This is a genomic window from Nitrosospira briensis C-128, from assembly GCF_000619905.2.
Taxonomy (GTDB): domain Bacteria; phylum Pseudomonadota; class Gammaproteobacteria; order Burkholderiales; family Nitrosomonadaceae; genus Nitrosospira; species Nitrosospira briensis.
Genome location: NZ_CP012371.1, coordinates 789,148 through 811,260, shown reverse-complemented (window position 1 = coordinate 811,260; position 22,113 = coordinate 789,148). Strand labels below are relative to the sequence as shown.

The window sequence follows — 22,113 nt, the reverse complement described above, 5'->3', positions numbered from 1 at the left end:
TTTAAGGACACAGTGAAAGCTAGACTTGAAAGGACGTGGGTTCAATGAACAGCAACCGGGTAAGTTCGACCTGAAAAAGAAAAGGGTTCGTAACACTGCGGGGAGGTGCGACGAACCCAAAATGTAAAGGAAGGTAATACGTTAAAACCGACTACGAGACTAACTTACGACAACAGATAAAACACAATTACAGATACCCTTATTACATCGTGGCAGTTTTTCAACTTCAAGAAGAATATCTGTCGACAGGATAATTGATTTTTACCACTATAGGAATGTGACAAATTGTCGCGCGACAATTTGTCGCAGATGCTTTAAGAGGTCGTGATTCGGGAAAAAGATGGCAAGCTTTTATTCCTGCGCGAGCCGGTATCCTTAAATATTGCAGACAACGATACCCCCGTCATTACCGTAATGGCCCAGGTCGGAGAATAGCCGGACGTTCTTCACATTGCGCAACCATTCGGCTAAACGGTGCACTTGAGTCGATATCTCAAGTCAAAAAATTCGGACCAAAAATCGGGAGGTAGAGCAACGAGAGGATCGGCTCTTGAATCTACCATGCTCTCCACGTTCTGTGACATCCGCGATAAATCGCGTTAAGGCCGCGCGCCGCCAGTTGCTCTACGCGAATTGCGGCACCACGGGATCGAACTTGTCCGTTCGGTGACTTCAATTGTCTCTAAAGCGGACACATTGCTGATAGCATGACTCGTTCCTCACTTATTAATCAGCTGGTTGTCTAATGGCACATACGTTGCGGGATACTTTCTGCTAGATTTTATGCGCGGCTACTCCTCGCCAAGCAAAGATCAAGATGACAGCGCGTAAATCTGCTTAATTAATGCCGGGAGATGGTGATGAAAATTTGCAGGATGTACTTCTTGCTGGCACCCGGACCCACCCCATGATTCTACTTTCCATTTCCCACTTTCTTCATCGCCATCTGCTCTGGTTTCTGATTACCGTATACATCATCGCCGTGTTTTTGCCGGACGCAGGACTATGGATCAGGAATATTTCTTTCGGCGAGATCACCCTCTTTCAGCAGAAAACAAATATTTCGTTGCTGATGATCATGCTCGCCACGTTGATGTTCAACGCAGGCCTGGGGCTGAAAATATCTCATTTGAAAAACATTTTGCAGAAACAATACGTATTGCTGGCCGGGTTGGCGGCAAACCTGGTTATTCCCATCGTCTATGTTTTTGGCATAACGATAGCGATGCGGCTCTGGTATGAACCAATAGAAGTTCAGCATATTCTCGTGGGTCTGGCATTGGTGGCAGCCATGCCGATCGCCGGATCGTCAACCGCATGGGCGCAAAACGCCAATGGTAATCTGGCGCTAAGCCTGGGGCTGGTCTTTTTCTCCACGATTTTGAGCCCAGTCGTCACGCCGATAGCATTTCACGTATTTGGCGAAATGGCCTCGGAGGAGTACGAGGCAGTATTGCACGGTCTGGCAGCATATGGTTCGGGAACTTTTCTGGGTCTTTGGGTGGTGTTTCCGTCATTACTGGGCATCGCGGTACGCTTGATAGTTAACGAGGATTGGCAAGCCAGCGGCATGCCTTATCTGAAGTTCATCAATAGCATCGTTTTATTGCTGCTGAATTACTCCAATGCTTCAGTATCGTTGCCACAAGCCATGGCTGAGGGTGATTACGACTTCCTTGCGATCACATTGGCCATTACGGCAGGGCTATGCTGTACGTTGTTTGCCGCCGGGTATGGCATGAGCCGTTTTTTCAAGCTGGACCAGGCTGAGCGCGTTTCGCTCATGTTCGGGCTGGGGATGAACAATAACGGGACCGGCTTGGTACTGGCATCTTTAGCCTTGTCTTCTTACCCAAATATAATGGTGCCGATTATCTTCTATAACCTGGTGCAGCACATCGCAGCGGGGACCGTGCAAGAGATCATGAGCAGGAGATCGAATGACCTAGACGCTTGAGTTGGTCAGCCGGAATTGTGTTGAATCCCGGCGCAGGCCCTCAACCAGTCTATCAGCGGTAAGCTGGCGAGAGATATTGTCTTCGACTTGCACGTCTTATCGATTGAAAGAGTTGGAATGCAGAAAATTTGTGAAGCGCTAGAAAGGAAGACCGTCGGAAAGGGCTATTAACGATACTTTCTGATTCAGCGGGCGAAGCGGTTACGGTAGGTGCTGCGGTGTTCGGATGCCCTCTTCATCATCTCAACCTTTCGCTCACTTGAGACGTGGTTCGATATTTTTACGTATTGGTTTGATAATAAGTCGTGTCATAACGCCAATTTTGTATATACTAAAAGCCATTAGGCTTTGGTCGAAAATGTGATTAAGTGATATTCCTATGACTTCTTTTTCCCCAGCAATCGTTCACACTCCGTTTTCTGCCTCCAGCGTCCTTGGTGGCGAACGAGTATTACAGACCCACCCACGTTCCACAACTGAGTGGATCGACCTGGTGCGCAAGGGCATACCTGCCCCAGCGATCGATGCAGTCATGCAACGGCTAAACGTGCGGCAGGCCGAACTCTCCCGCGCGCTGGACATCCCCGAACGCACGTTGGTTCGACGCAAAAAGGAAGGGGTACTCAATCGTGAGGAATCTGGCAAATTGCTGCGCTTGGCACGGATTATCGAACGTGCCGCCGAAGTGTTTGAAGATGGGCCGGTGGCGCTGGATTGGATGAAGTCACCCAACGCCAGCCTCAGCGGCGCTACGCCGCTATCCATGCTGGATACCGATCTCGGGGCCGCCTCCGTGATGGATACACTGGGCAGAATTGAACACGGCGTTTTTGCGTGACGGGAATAGTATGGCGCATCGTTACGCACCGCTTTGCCGCATCGGCTTTTTCCGGAGAGGGCGCACGCCTGTTTGGCGGCCGCTGGAATCGCAAAGGTGAGCCGGTGGTTTACACGGCTCAGAGCAGATCATTGGCTTTTCTCGAAATGCTGGTCCAGGATGAACCGCTACGCGCCAACTATGTATTGATCCCCGCAGAGATTCCTGGCGATATTGCGAGGCTAAAAATCGATTCCAAACAGCTCCCCAAGCATTGGCGAACCCTCGAGGCGCGCGAAACCCTTCAGGAAATTGGCAACCAATGGCTGCGCAGTGCCAAATATTGCGTGCTGGAAGTTCCCAGCGCGGTAATTCCGGCTGAGCTCAATCTGTTGCTTAATCCCGCGCACCGTGACTTTGCCAGGATTAAAATCGGCCAGGCCGAGGCGCTTGAGAGCGATTTGAGGTTGAGGCGCAATTTGTCGGAAAGTCTAAAGAAAACGCCAGATGAGCTATAGTCGTCCGTCTCGCGATAGCTCTGCTGAGCCCATCAGCAAATCGAGTTAATCTTAACTCGCAACCAATCGCAACCAATTGAAAAGTCTTTAAGGACCCTGAGAATAGTGCGAGAGTGTTTCTCGCGGGATGATGCTCAAAGGTTAAAGATTGCGAATGACGGAAAAAACTCGCGGAGTGGGGCAACGTGTTCTTCTATTGCTGGTTAGAATACCCGTGAAGCTGACATGTGTCCGGCATTGTTCTTAAACACAGCAAATTCCATTCCTATGACTTGTGGCGGAGAGAGAGTCCTCCAGACTGCTGTCCTGTCATATCCCAACCAGTCTCGTAAACCAGCATCACTGCTAGCTTTTACGCCGTTCGCTGTCTTGACGCGTTGCAAGTTGTCTCATACTATCCCAGTCTCGAATATAGGTAGAAACGTGGGTAGAAATGCGACGACGAATGTCTAGATTCAGTAAAAGAAGTGGCTGTGAGGGTCTAGCCCGACGATTCGCTCCCGCCTCACCGCCTCTCTGATTGCCTTCGCCCAATCGATTATCACTTTTTGTTCATCACGGGCTGGATTTTCAGTTTCCCTAACCTTACACAACACCAAAGCCAAAAGTTCTGAAACCGCAAAAAACCGGTTTGGTTTATTCGCTTGATCCATGTCACGTCATCACCATCCAGCAACCCCGTAACCTGCTTGCATAAGGCGTCGCCGCCGTTGATAGGTGGCCCCGGGGAGCAGTTGCTCATAAAACTCGTCGTCCATAATTACCACATCCATATGGCCCTCTATTTGGAAAAAAATCCTTTGTGATAAATAAGCTGCTTGCGATCAAATTCCTCCATAGGTGCGCACCTCGGTTTAGGTCCTGGTGAAGTAGAGGGAAACATAGTCATAAAAATTTCTGGAACGTTGGGGAGACGAAACATTAGATCTCATGGAACAGCCTTGCCCACGTACCGAGGCCAACTGCTGTATTAGAGGCGGCGACTTTATTATAGCTACTTCAATTAATTTGGCTGTGCTCGAGTCGATACTGCCGGTCCCAAAGGTGTATCCTTTCGTGTTTTGTGCCGTGAAACTCAGGTAAATATGCCAACGAAAAAACAAAAAACGAATATTGCCTCCCGAAAGGTTACGCCACAGCTATTTATCAGAAAACTTCATGGCGCCAAGAATCTTCGGGCAGGCCTATCCCAAGCAAGGGCAATGGTGAATCCCGAGCAGTTCCCTTCAATAGCCAAGCAGCTAAGTCAAACGCCGCTTTATGAGACGTTATTGGCGCCAGTGGCTTTCCCGATGTCGATGGCCGCGATTACACGTAAACCCACGCTAAGTTATACCTCAACTGAAGGTGAGCTGATGTGGTGCGCTTCCGTGCTTACACACTATGTAGAAGCGTTAGGCGCTTTTGTCAAACAGAGGGATAAATACTACGACGCTATACTTGGTGGAGACTATGATCAGGCTGAACGGGTGATAGATGAGATTCAAGAGACATATGGATTCTCTATCTGGCTTATCGGGAATCGACTTCAGTTACTACAAGCAACAAAAGGGTTGCAGCCTCAAAAGAGCTTCCTCGAAGAATTTGTAAGCACTGAGGGGATTAATCGATTTATCGCATGGATTGTCTATTTCCTTAGTTTAAGGGCTGAAGATAACATCTCCTATACTGGGTTTGAGCAGGAGGCTTCCGATGTGTTAGATGTTAAATGGGTACGTGACTACGTTCTTCTCCACTGGTTACCTAATAGACTTATAGACATAGAAGACCCAGGGCAGCCAATCTGGGTGGAGGAAACACACCCCGTGATCGATCGATTCGAGACATTTATAGCGATGTCTTTGCGATATTGTATTAAATCTGGAGAAGGGGGAAGACGAATTCTTGTTTCAGCAATTCAGCAAGTAGAAAGTACTGGAGATAGTACGCTTCGGCGGATACTCATGGTGTTGCGTGACGGATACGTCCCTCAGGCAAATGATGTGCTGGGATTTGCTGATGCGTATACGGAAGGTCGCTACGAGGACGTTATCAATTCCAATTGCGAATCCTTAGAGCTCGTAGCCCGGGCTTACGCATTTACGGGACAACGACCACGAGTTGACGGAAGACCGGGCCTTCGCCAGCAGGCCATCGCTCTAATGTATGACGTTTTATCCATGGCTCCAGAGGCCCCGCAAAGCCGACAAAGCCTAAAGAAAGTGGCTGTGCTCTGCCCGTCCCTGTCGTTTACTTTTCAGGTTGCCGCCTTTCTCGAAAGGGATCAGAACTATATCGTTTCGGGCGGTTCGAGCGAATTGGCTCTGGGCGCAGCACTTAGTAGCTCACTTAATAATCCTTGGAGTATATCGGCCCTTGATAGGATCTCGGGCGAAAACAAGTGGCTTGATCAGTTGTTGAACGCGCACCCGAACTCTTCTGCTTTAAGATTGCGGGAGGCAGTAACAACAGGAAATTATTCGATTTTAAACCAAGAGTTCCTGCGGCTTCCTCCTTATCGAAAAGCGATGTATGTTGGATACATTTATTTTCATAAAGGCGATTTCAACGAAGCGATTTCGAGTTACCAGTTGGCTAGCGGCGCTGAAATAGATTTCGTTTCGAATAGTGCAAAGCGCAATCTCTTCGATGTTTATAACGCTGCTGGCGAGCTCTATAAATCAGTTCAACTAGCAATTGATCAAATCCTGCAAATCCCATCTGCTGCTCAATCATATCCATTGGAGAGTTTGGCCAAAGATTACGTAAATCATCCCCAGTATAGTGGCTCTATGGATTTGGCTATTCTTCTCAGTCTTGCGATCAGACACGGGAGCGCAAAAGTAGAGCGCGATTTGTCCAATATTTACGAAAATGTGCTCGCCGCAGAGGGGGTTATCAAACCAAGCGAATTGGCTAAGTGCGTTGGAAAGTACAGTCCAGCTCGGTTAATTTATTTTCTTCGTTATGTGTGCGTGCCTAGAACACTTGACGACGCGACCTGTTTTGACACTGTCGAAGAAATTGACATTGAGAGAATCGCCGTTTGCCAATTGCTCCTGCAGCTAGATCCGCCAAACTTGACATCTTACCAAGCAGAGATTCGTGTGTTAACTAGAGGCCTCGAGGTTGCGAACTTGCTGACTAAAATGCAGACCAGCAAGATTTATGTTGATGAGGCAGGTGTACGGGAGGCGTTGGATGCAACGCTACGCGACTCATTAACCCGATATCAGAAATTATTAGACTCGCCCTCCTTGACGTATCAGGCGGAAAAGCTTTCCAAGCGCTTAAGTAAGATGCTAGGTAGCAAAGCACATCCAGAATTCAAGGATTTGAAGCTTCCAGCCTCTGAACTCGAAGGACTTTTCAACGCAATGCTTTTGGAAGCCGCAACAGAGTTCGCTTTAAATCCGGCCTATGGATTGGATACCCATGTCAGTACCTCGATTAGGCATGGAGCTTTCGAAGGGCATTTAAGAAGTCCATTAATCAGCGAGGATTTGTTGTGTCTCAAGGATAACGGAGACTACATTTTGCCGCCGGTGTGGGCGCAAAAGTTGGCGAGCCTTAGCGCGACAAATCGTGACCTTCTGCAGAAATTGCTTGCTAAATTTACCCAGCGATTTGAGGAAATTATTAATGGTTATTTGAAGGAAAAGCTACATATACGCTTGCCAGGCAGTATGGTAGGCATGTTTGACTTTACCACCACCTCAACCGAATTTCAGGTCTTAATGGAGGCCACGACCCCAAATACTACTTTAAATGATCTTTCAGATCGATTAATTAGCCATTGCTGGAGTTTGACGACGCGGTCTTTGGATACCATCAGAGATGATTTGCTTAATAGTGCCGCTAAACAAATCGGTATGGCATTTGATAATCTAGTTAAAGGCATTGAATCAAAAATTGCGCACTCCAGCGTAACTCCCTTTATTGACTCCATCGCCAAGGCACGGACAGGATTTCAAGTCGCGATCGAAGACGTGGCAGAGTGGTTCCAGCGCCCCACCGATTTATCCAGAGATCCATTTGAGATAGAAGTTGCAACCCATGTTGCACTTCAGCAAATAGCAAATTGCTATGTAAAAAACCCGATCGAACCAATCTTAGATCTTTCCATAACTGAAAAGATTAATGGAAAAATGTTGGATGGATTGTGCGAGATTCTTTTTGTTCTGTTGCAAAACATCATTTTCCATAGCGGGCTAGGTGAACAAAAACCTAAGGTTTTCCTTTCAGCTGGGCGATGTGGTGAATCTTTGATTTTCGAGTGCAAGAGCCACTTAGGGAAGGAAGTTTCACTTAATGAGCGGCGGGAGCGCGCCTTTGAGGCCATGAGCAAATACGAAGGAGATTCGGCCCTTAAGATGGCAAGAAAAGAGGGGGGGTCGGGACTGTCCAAGGTTTGGAGAATCGCCGAATTTGACCTCAGAGTTACCCATGGACTTGAGTTGTTCGTGACTGATAAGCGAGAATTTATTGTTAAATTATCATTGCAAGGGCTTTGGAGATGATTAAAAAAGCCCTCATTGTTGAGGACAGTGCATTAAAAGCAACGAACATTTCTTCTTTTTTGGCTAAAGATTTTCCATTTCTTCCACCTGCGACTATCTCTGGGAGTTTTCAAAGCGCGATTCGTGCAATATCTGAAACAAAACCAGATCTTATTATTTTGGACATGACACTTCCGACTTTTGATCGCAAACCAAATTCTAGAGAGGGGCGGCTCCGCCCCCTCGGGGGATACGATTTGATGTGCAAAATGAACCACAAATCGCTCTCTGCACAGATTGTTGTCGTTACTCAACTTGAGACATTTGGAGAAGGTGACGAAGAAATAAGTCTTTCTGAAATCACCTGTAGATGTGAAAGGAATTTTCCCAATCTGTTCGTTGGCAGTGTTTATTACGACCAAAGCGGAATGAATTGGCAAACAGAACTTAGAAGATTAGTACGTATCGCGCTATCTAAGAGTGAGCATTTATGAAGATATTGTTGGTGGATGATGATCGCGAGAAAAGTCGCGTCATCGCCGAGACTGTGCTTTCCGTGCCTGGCGTATCGAGTCACGATATCGAATACGTGACAAATGTTATCGCTGCAAAACGGGCAATTATGAAGACCCGTTTCGACTTAGTAATCCTTGATATTAATCTGCCCCCCCGCCCTGAAGATAGGGTGGTCGTAGGTGCCGGACTAGATGTGCTCAACTTCATAAAACAGAATCATAAGGCAAAAGAACCGGCCTACCTTTTTGGGTTTACTGCTCACGAAGATGGCGTCGCAATTGCTTCCAAAGAATTTTCTTCGCCTCTTTGGAAATTACTTAGATTTTCGCACAGAGATGGGGAATGGAAAACTCCACTTCGAGAAGCAATTACATATTTGCAAAAATCCTCGCACCCGCCGTATGTCAGTGACGGAAGTACCTATCACTACGACCTTGCAATCTTCGTTGCATTGGAAGGCGAAGAGCTTGCCAGTATTTTGAAACTAGATGGAAGTTGGTCGAGAATCCAGGTCGAGCATGATCACACACAGTACTACAAGGGGTGCTTTGTCGGCCCCAAAGGGGAGGTAAGTGTTGTTGCCACATCCGCGCCTCGCATGGGTATGCCAGCGGCTGCAGTTACAGCTAGTAAGCTTATCAATAGTTTTAGGCCGCGTTTTGTGGCCGTGGCTGGAATCTGCGCTGGAGTAAGAACAAAAACAGAGATGGGAGACATTCTCATAGCAGACCCGTGCTTTGATTGGGGCGGAGGGAAATGGATTAAGCACAGTCGATCGGACTCGATAAGATTCGTTCCTGCTGCTTACCAATGGAGGTTGGATGAACCCTTGCGAGTGGCAGCTCGAACAGTGGCGGAAATGCCTGGATTATTGGCTAGAATTCACGAACAATTTCCAGGCGAAAAACCAAATACCCCGCCGAGAGTGTTGATCGATGCAATGGCTAGTGGAGCATCTGTTCTCCAAGCCACGACAATGGTTGATGATGTCCGTGGCCACCACAAAAATTTGGTGGGCATAGAAATGGAAAGCTACGCTATTTTCACGGCCGCGGAATACGCATCAGAGCCCCGGCCCAAATGTATCGCAATCAAATCGGTTTGCGACTTTGGGGACGAAGATAAATCTGATTTTGCTCATTCCTATGCTGCCCACACGAGCGCCAACTTTTTATACGAGTTTGCGATTAACAGCCTAGTATTGGATCAACTTTGATTTAGAAGAGAGTGCATTTCCACAACCCCTTATGTACTTAATCCAGAGCTTGGCTTGACAGAGAATCCGTGCTTTAAATACCAAGCGTAAACGCTTTTCGGTCCAACCTTTTGGGACATCTCCCACTACCCCGGGAATGTGGGTATCTCGCGGTATTCTTCGATCCTGTCGTCTTGATTTTGTTTATTGACCAAACTCTGGTTGATCACCGTCGTTCTTGATTTGATTTCCTATTTTCCAGAGAGCCTAAAGGACTGGTCCAGGTACCAAAGCGGATTTCTAGACATGCGCGATTAATGAGAACCGATTCTTCAGTAGGGCGCTAAGAATCCTTCAACTCCTAAAGGATGGAGACGGCGACGATGAGGGTGAAAATGTAGGTAATACTTTTTCGGTCAGTACGTTATATATGGAATTGGCGGAGAGAGAGGGATTCGAACCCTCGGTACGGTTTGAGCCGTACGCACGCTTTCCAGGCGTGTACCTTAAACCACTCGGCCATCTCTCCGAATACAAAATCACCCGCCGGAACCGGCAAGGGGCGCAAAGAATAAACCAGAACGGCGTTTCCGGCAACTTTTCCGGTATTATAAAGGATTAAAGTCGTTTGCTCTCGAAAAACCATAATGCGAACTGCGTTATTGCCAATTTATAGCTGTTTTCATGTCCCGCTTCTCAAATTGAAGAGTTCATCATTTTTACTCGAATAGCGGAGCGCCACGCTATGACGGGACGTAGATTCCCGGATGTCGAAGAAACTAAAATCAGAAAAACAGGACTTCTTATGCAAATTAAATCCCACATTCGTACTATCGCGCATTATCCTCATGAAGGCATCATGTTTCGGGATATCACTACGCTGTTGAAAGACCCGGTGGGTTTGCGCGCCACCATTCAGGAAATAGCTGCGCGTCATAAAAACGTGAAGATCGACAAGGTTGCCGGGATCGAGTCGCGAGGTTTCATCATCGGGGCACCGATTGCTTATGAGCTTGGCATAGGCTTTGTGCCAGTACGAAAGAAAGGCAAGCTGCCTGCTGAAACACGTGGCCGCGATTATCAGTTGGAATACGGGAGCGATCGCATCGAGATTCATGTGGATGCGATTCAGAAAGGCGATCGGGTGTTGCTCGTGGATGATCTCATTGCGACCGGTGGAACGGCAGAGGCCGCCGCCAAGCTGATTGAGGAAATGGGTGGCGAAGTGGTAGAGTGCTGTTTCGTTATCGACCTGCCGGACATCGGTGGCAGGTCACGTCTGGAAAACCAGGGGCTGAAGGTATTTGCCCTATGTGAGTTTGAGGGTGACTGAGTACCTCCACGGGATATCTTGATGATCCCGATCATAGCGGCGGCGCTATGCGGCTATGCCGGATAGGTGCCCCCCTTAATGGGCATTTTCAACATTGGTGAATGAGGGGATTCTGCAAATATTTTCATACGGCGCTACGTTTTTACTCATCCTGAAGCCACGTATCTTTTCCTCACCAGTCGTATTGCTGCGTTGGTTTCCTGGCCAACCGTTAGAAACGGAAGTTGTACTGAACATAGAAGAGGCCCGGTGAAACGCCCGGTGCCCTTGCCTTCAAAAAATTTCCTGCAAATAACTTCGAATACCCCACCAGGACGTCCTGGTGTCGATCGACGTGAACATTGAGACGGAAGTCAATTTCATCACCGACATAGCTGCCTGATCGGCCTGTGGGATCTCTCAAGGTAGCGGCGCCTGCGGCGTTGTATAGAAAGTCGCGCTTGTTTGCCAGATAGAACCGATGATACTGGGCTGTGAAAGTTGCCCATGGCTGGGGATGAAGATTGATCTGGGCATTGAAATCGTGAATATTCTGCCTGCCAACGCGATCGATCCAACCCAGGTAATAGTTTCCGAAGGGGAAGAGCTGATTGAACGTGTTGCGGCTGCCGTCAGTCAAGTTATTGTCCCCGGAGGCAAAGTCGTAGCGCAGCCAGAACTGGGGATTCATCGGCATTTCCTTGAAGTGATAGCCGGCACCGGACGCGACGGCAAAGGCCGAGATGTCCTGATTGGAATACTGACCGAACTGGTACATGCCTTCCAACTCGTACAGAAAACGGTTGTAGTCACCTGCAACGCGGCTGCCGAGGGTATGCACAATTGAATTGCCTCTCGCGTTATTTCTTCCGATTGCCATATTCCGGTTGTCGGCCAGGCTCAGGAAATAAAAATCGGCCAGTTGGCCTTTCATGGGCTTGTACGTTCCCCACAAGCCGAAGAATTCACGCTTCGTGTCCCAGTTATCGAATGCATCTCTTTCCGTATCCATCGGGCGTACCCAGAACGCGTCCAGATCGAATGTCGGGGTTCGCCAGAAGCCCTTCACACCTTGAAATGTACGCCGCGTATTAACCCAGTCCAGCGTGGAGATCAGCCTCTGCGAGCCATAGAGCAATTCCTGGCGGCCGACACGCAGATAAGCCGCCCCGTCCTTGATGCTGGCAATCTTGATATCCGCAAAAAGATTCAGCATGTCCGTATGGTTGACATCCGTGGCAAGTGGCGTCAGGCCCTGGCCGAAGCTGCGTGCATCCAGAAACTCGGCAAATAGCCGGACCCGGTCCTGATACCAGAAATCGGCATGGAATCGGCTGCGTATCAAATGGTAATTATCATTTGCGGAAGTCAGCCGGACATCGGATTCCCGCATGTACCGGTACCAGAAGCTGCCTCCAAAAGACAGCAGAAAGTCATTGCCGATGTGGATGCGCTTGATGGGGTCGAAGAGATCCTTTTCATGCCCTGGTTTTTCCAGGTAACGGAAATCGATATCAAAGGCCGGTGTGGTCATGAGCGCATAGGGTGCGTAAGGCGAAACCGGCGGAGCTTGGCGTTGATTGCCGGTGGCATGATTCAGGAGCGAGTAATATCCCGGCCCGGATGGCGCTATCGAGAACAGGCCGGGACGCGACGGAGCGGTGACAGGAGGAACTTTCGACCAGTCGAATAAGGCGGTGGTAGTTAAGCCCGCCGAAGTCGCCGAAGCTGATGCAGTAGCCGTTGCCGTATTACCGGCCGATGTGGAATCTGCCGCCCACACTTGAAGTGTCAAACTCAGCGCGCTTGCGCCGAGGCAGAATTTCAATAGCGGCATGCGTGTGAGTGGTGTGGATAGAATGGAAAGCATCTTTGACTCGGCCGCGTTTGTGGCTACCGAAGCCGGGGAACTGATCAGGGTCATAGTGGAGGTTATTTCGAACTTCAGGTTAAAAATTGGCCGCGACTATAGCAGAATCAGGACAGCCTTTGAACAACTGAGCAGTTGACGGCATCGGTTTTCCCGTAGGACTCCGAGGTTTCCGCAGGGTCATTTCAGTTTCAGCAAGGTATGGCAAGGCGCAGGGCGGCAACAAGCGCAGCACATTGTGCCGTACGAATAAATCAATCCGACCGCGAGTATGACTGATGGGTCAAGCAGGTGAATGAGCCGCCCTATGCGACCTTTCTCCACTGGATAAAAATGAACAGTTATCCAGCGGATCGGTCAGGCGTCGATGGAGATGCGTTTGAAGTAAAGGCTGACATACGGCGCGTTCGCTGTATTTATTGCAGCCCGTTTATCGGCGCCTATTGCTTTCTTCCGGTTCTATTCGGGGCGCTGCTCCAGGGCTCTAGCGGTAGAATTTTCCTTCGCGTTCCGGTTGGTAGACGATTTCCACTATCCGTACCTTTATCATGCCTCCACCTGGCCGAGGCCACTCTATTTCATCCCCGGTGGAGAGGCCCAGGAGGGCACTGCCTACTGGGGCTAGGATGGATATCTTGTCGCCGGAGCCGTCAACGTCTTTGGGATAGACCAGAGTCAGGCAGAAGTCCTCGCCGGAGGAATCGATACTGAAGCGCACGGTTGAATTCATGGTTACCACGGATGGCGGTATCTGCTCGGGCTCGACGATTTCGGAGCGATCAAGCTCGGCGCGCAATTCCTTGGCGGGAAAAGCGTTGGCTGGAAGGGTCTCGAGCAAAGCTTCAAGCCGGTCCAGATCCTGAGACGTTAGTACAACTTGCGGTCTGCTATTCATTTCACCCTCATTTCAAGTTTGGATTTCGATTCAGGCTATCAAGGCAACAGTTTGCCCTAGCCGATTTGCGTGAGAGTCGCTGAGGCCCACGCCACGGCCAAGGAAGTAATGCGACTGGGTTTTTCGTTATCTGTTTGACCGGCGCCGTACAGATTAGTGCGGCGCCTTACCTCAGGTATATCGCGCAGGTGCACCTACCGGCGATCCAAATGTGATAACCCGATTTGGAAAGGAAGACATACATTCTACACCAAATGGCATCAATATTGCTCAGCGGCGCTCTGCCTGCCAATGCCGGTGATTTGCCTCGTTCGGTCCAGCAAATATGATTTCATCAGGATATGCGCCCGCGTTGCCGATATTGCGTTCCCATGCGATCAGAATGGATCTCCGATTTCAATTGATTCTGACATTCTATCTGCACAGCATAGCAGTGAATTCGAAGGTCTCAACGATATAAAAGCTTACCCACAGGCATGCGCCATTGAGGACGGACCAACCCACGCGCTGACCCGCCCTTGCCGTTGACCCCTCCTTGCGTTGAGCGTAGAGTCAGCCATTGAATCGAGCTTCAGCGGGCAGTTTCCATTCCTGTTTGTTTCTTGAGGAGCAATCATCGAAATGCAATCTCCTACCGTTTCAAATCCCATCGTATTAGCCCCGGTTAATCCGGCAATTGAAAAATACATGCGCAGCCTGGTCAGCCAGACCGATCATCCGGTTCTGGCTGAAATGGAAGCTGAAGCGGAGAAAAACAACTTTCCTATCGTAGGCCGCCTGGTGGGCATTTTTCTGGAAACCCTGGCAAAGACTGTCAATGCGAAACGCATATTCGAATTCGGCAGCGGCTATGGTTATTCCGCCTATTGGTTTGCCAAGGCAGCGGGTGTAGATGGACGAGTGATTTGTACCGATGGAGATCCTCTCAACAAAGAGAAGGCCGAGCAATATCTCGAGTCTGCGGATTTAGCGCAGAGAATCGATTTCCGTGTTGGAACCGCGCAGGAGACGTTCGCGCAGACCGAAGGAATATTCGATATCTGCTACAACGACGCTGACAAGGGCGATTATCCCCAGATCTGGCGTATGGCTAAAGACCGGATTCGCCCCGGCGGTCTTTACATCGCTGATAACGTACTTTGGCATGGAAGGGTGGCGCTGGAGCATTATGTCGATATTGTTCCCGGCTGGACGGAAGCCATTCTTGAGCACAATTCGCTCATCTTTGACGATCCCGAGTTTGATGCTTTTATAAATCCAACCCGTGATGGAGTCGTCGTTGCGCGTAAAAAAGCGATGTGACGAGAATACGGGATAGTAAGCTGAGACCGCGGCGGCTGCGGACTTAGCTTATTCAAAAGTTAAGTATTGCTTTTTTGGATGAGGTGTGTAAAATTATTTTGTACCTGAAACAGTTGCACCCGAATTGCAACTTCTTTAAAGAAATACGCCGCAGTGTAGCGCGGTTGAAGTAAAGCGAAACTAGGGTTCCGGCTTTCTGCTGAAAGTGTCTGGTCCGAGAGTTTCCGGCTTCGTCGTGACGAGGCTCCACGGAGGGATAAAAGCCCGGGAGATAATGTAAGTAATACATTAACTCTTGGAATTTGATCCGCTGATAAAGGAGACCGGTCATGCACTTCTCTTCGATTTTTTTTCCTCTTTTTGCAGCAATTGATAGCGTCGGGGCCTGCTTGGGCTTCTCGAACGGCGCTTCTCCAGCATGAGTTGGCGCGTGAATCATCGGCCAGGCATGGTTGTTCCGCTTCTCTCGGGATGGGTATCATGTCAATGAGGGGGAACCGGTATACGCCTCCCCCTGCTGCTACCGTTGCTGCAGCGGCGCCCGTCATCGACGATAAACTCCACCGTAGCATGAGTGTCTGGAGTAGCCTCATCCTCGGCTTCGCCGTTGTTTCGCCGGTAGTGGGCCTGTATGCCATCATTGGTGTACAGACCGTCGTGACAGGCGGTGGCTGGTTTGGCGCACTGATACTCTGCCTCGTGATGCAATTGCTTGTAGCCACCGTCTACGCAGAGCTTTCCTCGCAGTTTCCAATCGCCGGTGGCGCTTACAAATGGGCGCATCAGCTCGGTGGTGTCATCACCGGTAAATATGCTGGCGTGATATACGTCAGCTCCACGGTTGCGATGCTGACCACAACCGCCTATACCGGGGGAGTCTGGCTTTCCCTCTTCGTCGGATCAGAGAGTGAAACAGGGCTTGGGCTGGTGGTGTGGGGCGCAGTATTTCTATTGCTCTGCACGCTGATCAACTTGGCGCACATCAATATTTTCAAGCTGATCATTTCACTGGGCGTTTATGCGGAGATGATCGGGTCCGTGGGTGTCGCTCTGCTGCTATTTCTCTTTTTTCGGCAGCATTCATTTTCGGAGTTGTTTCAGCATTTGGGCACGGGCACTGCGCCCGATGAGATCAGCGCCTTTCTGGCGGCACTTGCCATCGCGGGCTGGGCGTTTATCGGTTTTGATGCCTGTTCCACTATCGCCGAAGAAACGCATGATCCCAAGCGCATGGTGCCGCGCGCGGTCTTCTTTTCGCTATGTATGGTGGGGTCAGTCGTGCTGTTCAATTCCGCGGCGCTGACGCTGGCTTTCGATCGCGATACGCTCATTGCCAGCGCGACGTCCGACCCGATCACGCCCGTGATCATCGCCAGCTTCGGCGCATGGGCGGCAAAGCCGTTCCTGGGTATTGTCATGATCGCCTTTCTGGCCTGCGGGGCATCTGTGGTGAAGTACACGTCGCGCATCATTTATTCGATGGCCCGCGAAGGCAATATGCCCGCCGTGTTAAGCCGGTTGGCGCCCGACAAGACGCCGCGCAATGCGGTGATATGCACGGTATCGATGTCTGCGCTTGGGTTGCTGTTCGGGTTGAATGATGGCGCCGTGGCTACGGTGATTGCGTTCGGTACGGGGGGACTCTACGCCATGTTTTCCATGACCACCGGGGTTGGGTTGTACGCCCGGCTCTCCGGCCGCTGGAACCCGGCTCTCGGTGAGCTCAAGCTTGGCATCTGGGGCTTGCTGATCAACTCGGTAGCCTTTGCCTGGTCGGTATTTGAATTCGTCAACATTGCCTGGCCGCGTGCCTACGCAGTTGCTCCGAATGCACCCTGGTGGCAGCTCTGGGCGGTGCCTCTGGTGTTGAGCGTTATCCTGGGGATAACGACTCTTCATATCCTGATGTCCCGAACGCAGCAAAAAGGCTTTGAAAAAAAGATGTTATCCAAATGAAGCGCGATATCAGCCTTCTCGAAATTCATTCAACCGAAAATTTATTACGATGAGGAGAAAAACATGAACCAATCGGATGCATTGATTTGGGAACAGCACATCCCCGGCGGGTGCCACTGGTCTGGCATTGTGCGTCGGGGTACGACACTACGCCTGGTGGATGTGATAGGACGAGCCAATGCCGCCGTACTATTTTTTAATCAGGAGGAAAAACTGGAACGTTACAACATGGCCGATACACTCAAAACCCAACATACGTTCCGTTTGACCAAGGGACATGCGTGCCATTCAGATATGGGCCGTATTTTCTGCTGCATTACCGAAGATACCGCCGGGTGGCACGACACTGTGTGCGGCATGAGCGATGCCGAATCGATACGCCAGAAATATGGTACGGCGCGGTTCGAAGAGCGCCGTAACGAGATGTTTCGCAACGGGCTGGATGGCATGCTGATCGAATTGGGAAAATGGGGGCTGGGCATACGTGATGTCGTATCCAATATCAATTTCTTCAGTAAGGTAACCGCCAATTCATCCGGTGAGCTGGCGTTCCATCCCGGCAGCAGCAAGGCGGGAGATCATGTGGATCTGAGTTTCGAAATGGATACGCTGATGGTGTTATCCACTGCGCCACACCCGCTTGATTCGTCAAAAACCTATCAGCCCGGAGCGGTCGATCTGGCAGCATTTGTGACACCGCCGTCGGTAATAGCGGTCTGCACTCGCATTGCCGAGAACGCGCGCGCACTGCTGAATACCCGGAATTTATACGCTTGTCATGGAGGTGCGGCATGAGCAAGAAGCAATTTGTGGAAAGCAGGCTTGATCCCGAAACGGCAACGGTGGACGAAGTCTGCCCGGCGGGTGAGCCCTGGGTCAGACTGCTGACGGAGAAACAGGTATTTCGCATTGTCGATCTGGGGGGTAACCAGGCGGTCGACACATTGTTCTACAACGCATCCCACGCCTTTGAGCGATACAGCGCAACCGATACCATCCGCCGCCAGAAGCAGCTCTATCTGACCACCGGCAGCAAGCTGTATTCCAACTTCGGCAATGTCATGCTCAGCATCGTGGCAGACACATGCGGACGGCATGACACCATAGGCGGGGCCTGCGCCGCGGAGAGCAATACGGTTCGGTATGGGCTGGAAAAATTTCCAATGCACAGTTGCCGCGACAACTTTCTGCATGCGCTGGCCCATGAACCGGTCTGTGAGCATCTCGACATGAGCAAGCGCGACCTGCCCAGCAACATCAATTTCTTCATGAACGTACCCGTGTCGGAGGCCGGCGGCCTGGAGTTTGCAGATGGCATGTCCGCCCCATTCAAATATGTGGAAATGAGAGCTGAAATGGATGTGATCGTGCTGATTTCGAATTGTCCGCAACTGAACAATCCGTGCAACGCCTACAACCCTACACCGATCCGTCTCCTGATCTGGGACGATCCCGAAGACATGTCGTTTGATTAATCATTCCCGGGTTGCGAGTGGATTGCGGGGGTCTTGCGGATCGCCATTGTGATTCCTTCGAATTACGAGGGCGATGCTGCAGCAGAGGTTCGCGCGCATCATGCGGCAATCGAGCAGGACTAAACAGGAAATAGACCATGTTTAAGAAGGTATTGATAGCTAATCGCGGCGCCATCGCCTGCCGCATCATCCGTACACTGCGTCGAATCGGTGTGAAAAGCGTGGCGGTCTATACGGATGCCGATGCGCTGTCGCAGCATGTGATAGAAGCCGATGAAGCATACTGTATCGGTAATGGCGTCGCTGCAGAAAGCTATCTGCGTGCCGACAAGATTCTGGAGGTTGCCGCACACTCGGGCGCCAAGGCTATTCATCCTGGCTATGGTTTCCTCAGTGAAAAGGCGGACTTTGCCGAGCAATGCGCTGCGCATGGCATTTGTTTCATCGGCCCCACCCCGCAGCAGATGCGTGCGTTCGGGCTGAAACATACGGCACGGGAACTGGCTTTGCAGAACCAGGTGCCGCTGCTGCCGGGAACCGGTCTTTTGGAAGACCTGGAAGATGCACGCCGTCAGGCGGCCCACATCGGTTATCCAGTCATGCTGAAAAGTACCGCGGGAGGGGGCGGTATCGGCATGCGGTTGTGCTGGAACGGGGAAGAGTTGAGTGCCGCCTACGAATCGGTGAAATACCTGGCGCAAAATAATTTCAAGGATGCGGGTCTGTTCCTGGAAAAATATGTGGAGAATGCTCGCCATATCGAAGTCCAGATTTTTGGCGACGGTAAGGGCGGGGTCATCGCGCTGGGCGAACGTGACTGTTCCATGCAGCGGCGCAACCAGAAGGTGATCGAAGAAACGCCCGCACCCCACTTGCCTTCGCGTGTACGCCAGGCGCTACTGGATGCGGCGGTACGGTTGGGTAAAACGGTCAACTACCAGTCGGCGGGTACGGTGGAATATATTTTCGATGCCTCCACCAGCGAATTTTATTTCCTTGAGGTAAATACCCGGTTGCAGGTCGAGCATGGCGTGACAGAGGAGGTGACCGGTATCGACCTGGTGGAGTGGATGGTTCGGCAGGCTGCCGGAGAGTTGCCGTCCCTGGATTCGTTCCATATCGAACCACGGGGCGTGTCAATCCAAGTGCGGGTATACGCCGAGAACCCCGCGAAGGATTTTCAGCCATCCTGCGGTACGCTCACCTCGGCGGAGTTCCCGCCCGCGTCTGTGGCGCGGGTTGAAACCTGGGTGGAACGCGGCGTCGAGGTCTCGCCGTTCTATGACCCGATGCTGGCGAAAATAATCGTGCACGCGGCAGACCGTGAGCAAGCCATCGCCAGACTCCTGGCCGCATTGGACGCTACCGCGCTGAATGGCATTGAAACCAACGTGGGTTATCTCAAGCAGATCCTGCGCGGCGCGGTGTTTCACGGCGGACAGCACACGACGAGCTTCCTGAATGGTTTCCGTTATTCTGCTCATACCGTCGATGTGATGAGCCCTGGCGTACAGACCACGGTGCAGGATTACCCAGGCCGAACGGGCTACTGGAATATCGGCGTGCCGCTATCCGGCCCGATGGATGGGTTGGCCTTCCGCTTGGCCAATCGGCTGGTTGCAAACGCCGAAGATAAGGCCGGGCTTGAGATCACCCTGGCTGGCCCGACACTGCGTTTCAACTGCGACTCTATGATTGCGGTGTGCGGCGCACCGATGGAGGTGCGCCTGGATGGCGAGCCGCTGACCTTTTGGCGATCGTATCCAGTCAAGGCGGGTGCAATATTACAATTCGGAAAGCTCGTGGGCAATGGCTGCCGCGCCTATCTGGCGGTTCAGGGCGGTTTCCAGGTTCCTGACTATCTGGGCAGCAAATCCACCTTCACCCTCGGACAGTTTGGCGGCCATGCTGGTCGGACTCTGCTTACCGGCGATGTGCTGCATATCGTTGCGGCCGATGCCAGTGATACTTCAGACCATGATGACACCCGCGCCCGTGCGAACGGTGCTGGAAACCTGTTACCGGAGGAGCTGGTTCCTCATTACAGTGATAAATGGGAAATCGACGTGCTTTATGGCCCGCACGGAGCGCCGGATTTTTTTACCGAAGAGGACATTCGGATACTCTTCGCTGTTGACTGGGAGGTTCACTACAATTCAAGTCGCAGCGGCGTACGCCTGATCGGTCCCAAACCAAAATGGGCTCGAAGCGATGGCGGCGAAGCGGGGCTGCATCCGTCCAACATCCATGACAATGCATATGCTATCGGCACGGTGGACTTTACTGGCGATATGCCCGTGATTCTCGGCCCGGATGGTCCAAGCCTGGGCGGGTTTGTCTGTCCCGTTACGATAATTCAGGCTGAATTGTGGAAAATGGGCCAGCTCAAGCCGGGCGATAGTGTCCGTTTCCGCCGGGTTTCAATGGACGAGGCGCTTGCACTCGAAAAATTGCAGGATACCACCATCGAAAACCTCCGGGTGCCGAAGCCCATTCTGCCGGAAATCGAACGGAAAACACCGGCCACGGCAGCGGCGACAACAACGACACCCATTCTCCACGCTATCCCGCAGACTGCCCAGCAGATACAGGTAGTATATCGCCAGGCGGGAGACAAGAACCTGCTGGTTGAATATGGTCCGCCTGAACTCGATCTCAATCTGCGCTTCCGTGCCCATGCTCTCATGGAGTGGGTACAGTCTGCCCTCGATAACGGCAGCCTGAAAGGCATCCTGGATCTGACGCCCGGCATCCGGACTTTGCAAATCCATTTCGATTCACGCCTGCTGGCGCGGGATAAGCTGCTGGATTCTTTGATTGCAGCGGAAAAGAAGCTGCCGGACATCGAACACCTGGAGATTCCCACACGTATCGTGCATTTGCCGTTGTCATGGGATGACGCGGCAACGCGGTTGGCGATCGATAAATACATGCAATCCGTGCGAAGCGACGCGCCATGGTGCCCGAGCAATATCGAATTCATTCGCCGGATAAACGGACTGGACAGCATCGAGGAAGTGCAGCGCATCCTGTTCGAGGCGAGCTACCTGGTGATGGGGTTGGGCGACGTGTACCTGGGTGCGCCGGTCGCGACCCCGGTCGATCCCCGCCACCGTCTGGTCACTACGAAGTATAACCCTGCCCGTACCTGGACACCTGAAAATGCGGTAGGCATAGGCGGGGCGTATCTATGCATATATGGCATGGAAGGTCCTGGCGGTTACCAGTTTGTTGGGCGCACCGTACAGATGTGGAATCGCTATCGTCAGACCGCTGATTTCAAGGATGGCAAACCCTGGCTGCTGCGATTCTTCGATCAGATCAGATTCTATCCAGTGAGCGAGAGCGAGTTGCTCAAGCTGCGCCGCGATTTCATCACTGGACACTTCAAGCTGCGCGTGGAAGAAAACCGGTTCAGTTTGAAACAATATAATGCCTTTCTGCAAGAGAATGCGGCGTCGATCAGCGCTTTCAAGGCAAAACAGCAAGCTGCGTTTGAAGCCGAGCGCGAACGCTGGGATGCCGAGGGCAAGGTTGAGTATGTGAGCGAGATTACCCTTGAGGAAGCCGATGCGCAAAGCGAACTGGACCTTCCGGATGGGGCGCATGCGATCAGCTCGCATGTGACCGGCACGGTATGGAAACTGCTCGTCGAGGAGAGGCAACATGTCGAAGCGGGAACGCCGGTTCTTATCGTTGAATCGATGAAAATGGAGTTTGCCGTGGAAGCGATAGTGAGCGGCACGATTGGTCAGCTTTTCTGCAAGGTAGGCGGACATGTGTCCGCCGGCCAGTTGCTGCTGGTGATTCAGGAGGATTAAA

At 51.3% G+C, this 22,113-nt stretch carries 14 protein-coding genes, 1 tRNA gene and 1 riboswitch; of the genes, 12 read left to right on the top strand and 3 right to left on the bottom strand.

All coding sequences use genetic code 11. The annotated features are described in order from the left end of the window. Nucleotides 1-907 precede the first annotated feature (907 nt). From F822_RS03690 to F822_RS03660, 6 genes are all read left to right on the top strand, one after another. Nucleotides 908-1,957, top strand: a complete 1,050-nt coding sequence (locus tag F822_RS03690) for a bile acid:sodium symporter family protein (RefSeq protein ID WP_025040683.1) — start codon at nucleotides 908-910, stop codon at nucleotides 1,955-1,957. Nucleotides 1,958-2,336: 379 nt separating this feature from the next. Further along, a complete protein-coding gene (locus F822_RS03685) occupies nucleotides 2,337-2,795 on the top strand; it encodes an Xre family toxin-antitoxin system antitoxin (RefSeq protein ID WP_025040682.1) in 459 nt (152 codons plus the stop codon). Further along, nucleotides 2,792-3,292, top strand: coding sequence for an RES family NAD+ phosphorylase (locus F822_RS03680; RefSeq protein ID WP_025040681.1), 501 nt, complete (start codon nucleotides 2,792-2,794; stop codon nucleotides 3,290-3,292). The genes F822_RS03685 and F822_RS03680 overlap by 4 nt, the downstream gene beginning before the upstream one ends. A gap of 1,085 nt (nucleotides 3,293-4,377) precedes the next feature. Beyond that, nucleotides 4,378-7,791 (top strand): hypothetical protein, encoded by a 3,414-nt coding sequence (locus F822_RS03670; protein WP_025040679.1) that lies wholly within the window; start codon nucleotides 4,378-4,380, stop codon nucleotides 7,789-7,791. Further along, nucleotides 7,788-8,264, top strand: a complete 477-nt coding sequence (locus F822_RS03665) for a response regulator (RefSeq protein ID WP_025040678.1) — start codon at nucleotides 7,788-7,790, stop codon at nucleotides 8,262-8,264. Before F822_RS03670 ends, F822_RS03665 begins: the two co-directional genes overlap by 4 nt. Further along, on the top strand, nucleotides 8,261-9,502 hold the full coding sequence (locus F822_RS03660; RefSeq protein ID WP_025040677.1) for a phosphorylase family protein: 1,242 nt from the start codon (nucleotides 8,261-8,263) through the stop codon (nucleotides 9,500-9,502). The genes F822_RS03665 and F822_RS03660 overlap by 4 nt, the downstream gene beginning before the upstream one ends. A gap of 416 nt (nucleotides 9,503-9,918) precedes the next feature. Here the strand turns inward: F822_RS03660 and F822_RS03655 are convergent. After that, nucleotides 9,919-10,010 (bottom strand) — tRNA-Ser (locus F822_RS03655). A 276-nt stretch (nucleotides 10,011-10,286) separates the two neighbouring features. Between F822_RS03655 and F822_RS03650 the strand changes: the two genes are divergently transcribed. Then, the gene (locus tag F822_RS03650) at nucleotides 10,287-10,814 is read left to right on the top strand and encodes an adenine phosphoribosyltransferase (protein WP_025040676.1); all 528 of its coding nucleotides are present in this window, start codon (nucleotides 10,287-10,289) and stop codon (nucleotides 10,812-10,814) included. 211 nt (nucleotides 10,815-11,025) lie between these two features. On the opposite strand, the gene F822_RS03645 is transcribed toward F822_RS03650, so the two are convergent. Together F822_RS03645 and rnk are read right to left on the bottom strand one after the other, a co-directional pair. After that, entirely contained in the window at nucleotides 11,026-12,663 is a 1,638-nt protein-coding gene (locus F822_RS03645) for an alginate export family protein (RefSeq protein ID WP_051536650.1), read from the bottom strand. A 484-nt stretch (nucleotides 12,664-13,147) separates the two neighbouring features. After that, a complete protein-coding gene (rnk, locus tag F822_RS03640) occupies nucleotides 13,148-13,558 on the bottom strand; it encodes a nucleoside diphosphate kinase regulator (RefSeq protein WP_025040674.1) in 411 nt (136 codons plus the stop codon). Nucleotides 13,559-14,179: 621 nt separating this feature from the next. On the opposite strand from rnk, the gene F822_RS03635 reads away from it, so the two are divergent. The 5 genes from F822_RS03635 to uca all read left to right on the top strand — a co-directional run bounded on the left by F822_RS03635 (nucleotide 14,180) and on the right by uca (nucleotide 22,112). Continuing rightward, nucleotides 14,180-14,860 (top strand): O-methyltransferase, encoded by a 681-nt coding sequence (locus F822_RS03635; protein ID WP_036575423.1) that lies wholly within the window; start codon nucleotides 14,180-14,182, stop codon nucleotides 14,858-14,860. Between the two features lie 169 nt (nucleotides 14,861-15,029). Continuing rightward, nucleotides 15,030-15,133: riboswitch (guanidine-I (ykkC/yxkD leader) on the top strand. Between the two features lie 207 nt (nucleotides 15,134-15,340). Next, nucleotides 15,341-16,816 carry an APC family permease gene (locus tag F822_RS03625; protein WP_051536648.1) on the top strand — a complete coding sequence of 492 codons (1,476 nt, stop codon included), beginning with the start codon at nucleotides 15,341-15,343 and terminating at the stop codon, nucleotides 16,814-16,816. 63 nt (nucleotides 16,817-16,879) lie between these two features. Continuing rightward, nucleotides 16,880-17,611: an urea amidolyase associated protein UAAP1 gene (locus F822_RS03620; protein ID WP_025040670.1), complete on the top strand. Its 732-nt coding sequence runs from the start codon at nucleotides 16,880-16,882 to the stop codon at nucleotides 17,609-17,611. Beyond that, complete coding sequence (locus F822_RS03615) at nucleotides 17,608-18,291, top strand: urea amidolyase associated protein UAAP2 (protein WP_025040669.1); 684 nt, start codon at nucleotides 17,608-17,610, stop codon at nucleotides 18,289-18,291. Before F822_RS03620 ends, F822_RS03615 begins: the two co-directional genes overlap by 4 nt. Nucleotides 18,292-18,428: 137 nt before the next feature. Then, complete coding sequence (uca, locus tag F822_RS03610) at nucleotides 18,429-22,112, top strand: urea carboxylase (protein ID WP_025040668.1); 3,684 nt, start codon at nucleotides 18,429-18,431, stop codon at nucleotides 22,110-22,112. The last annotated feature ends 1 nt before the right edge of the window (nucleotide 22,113 follow it).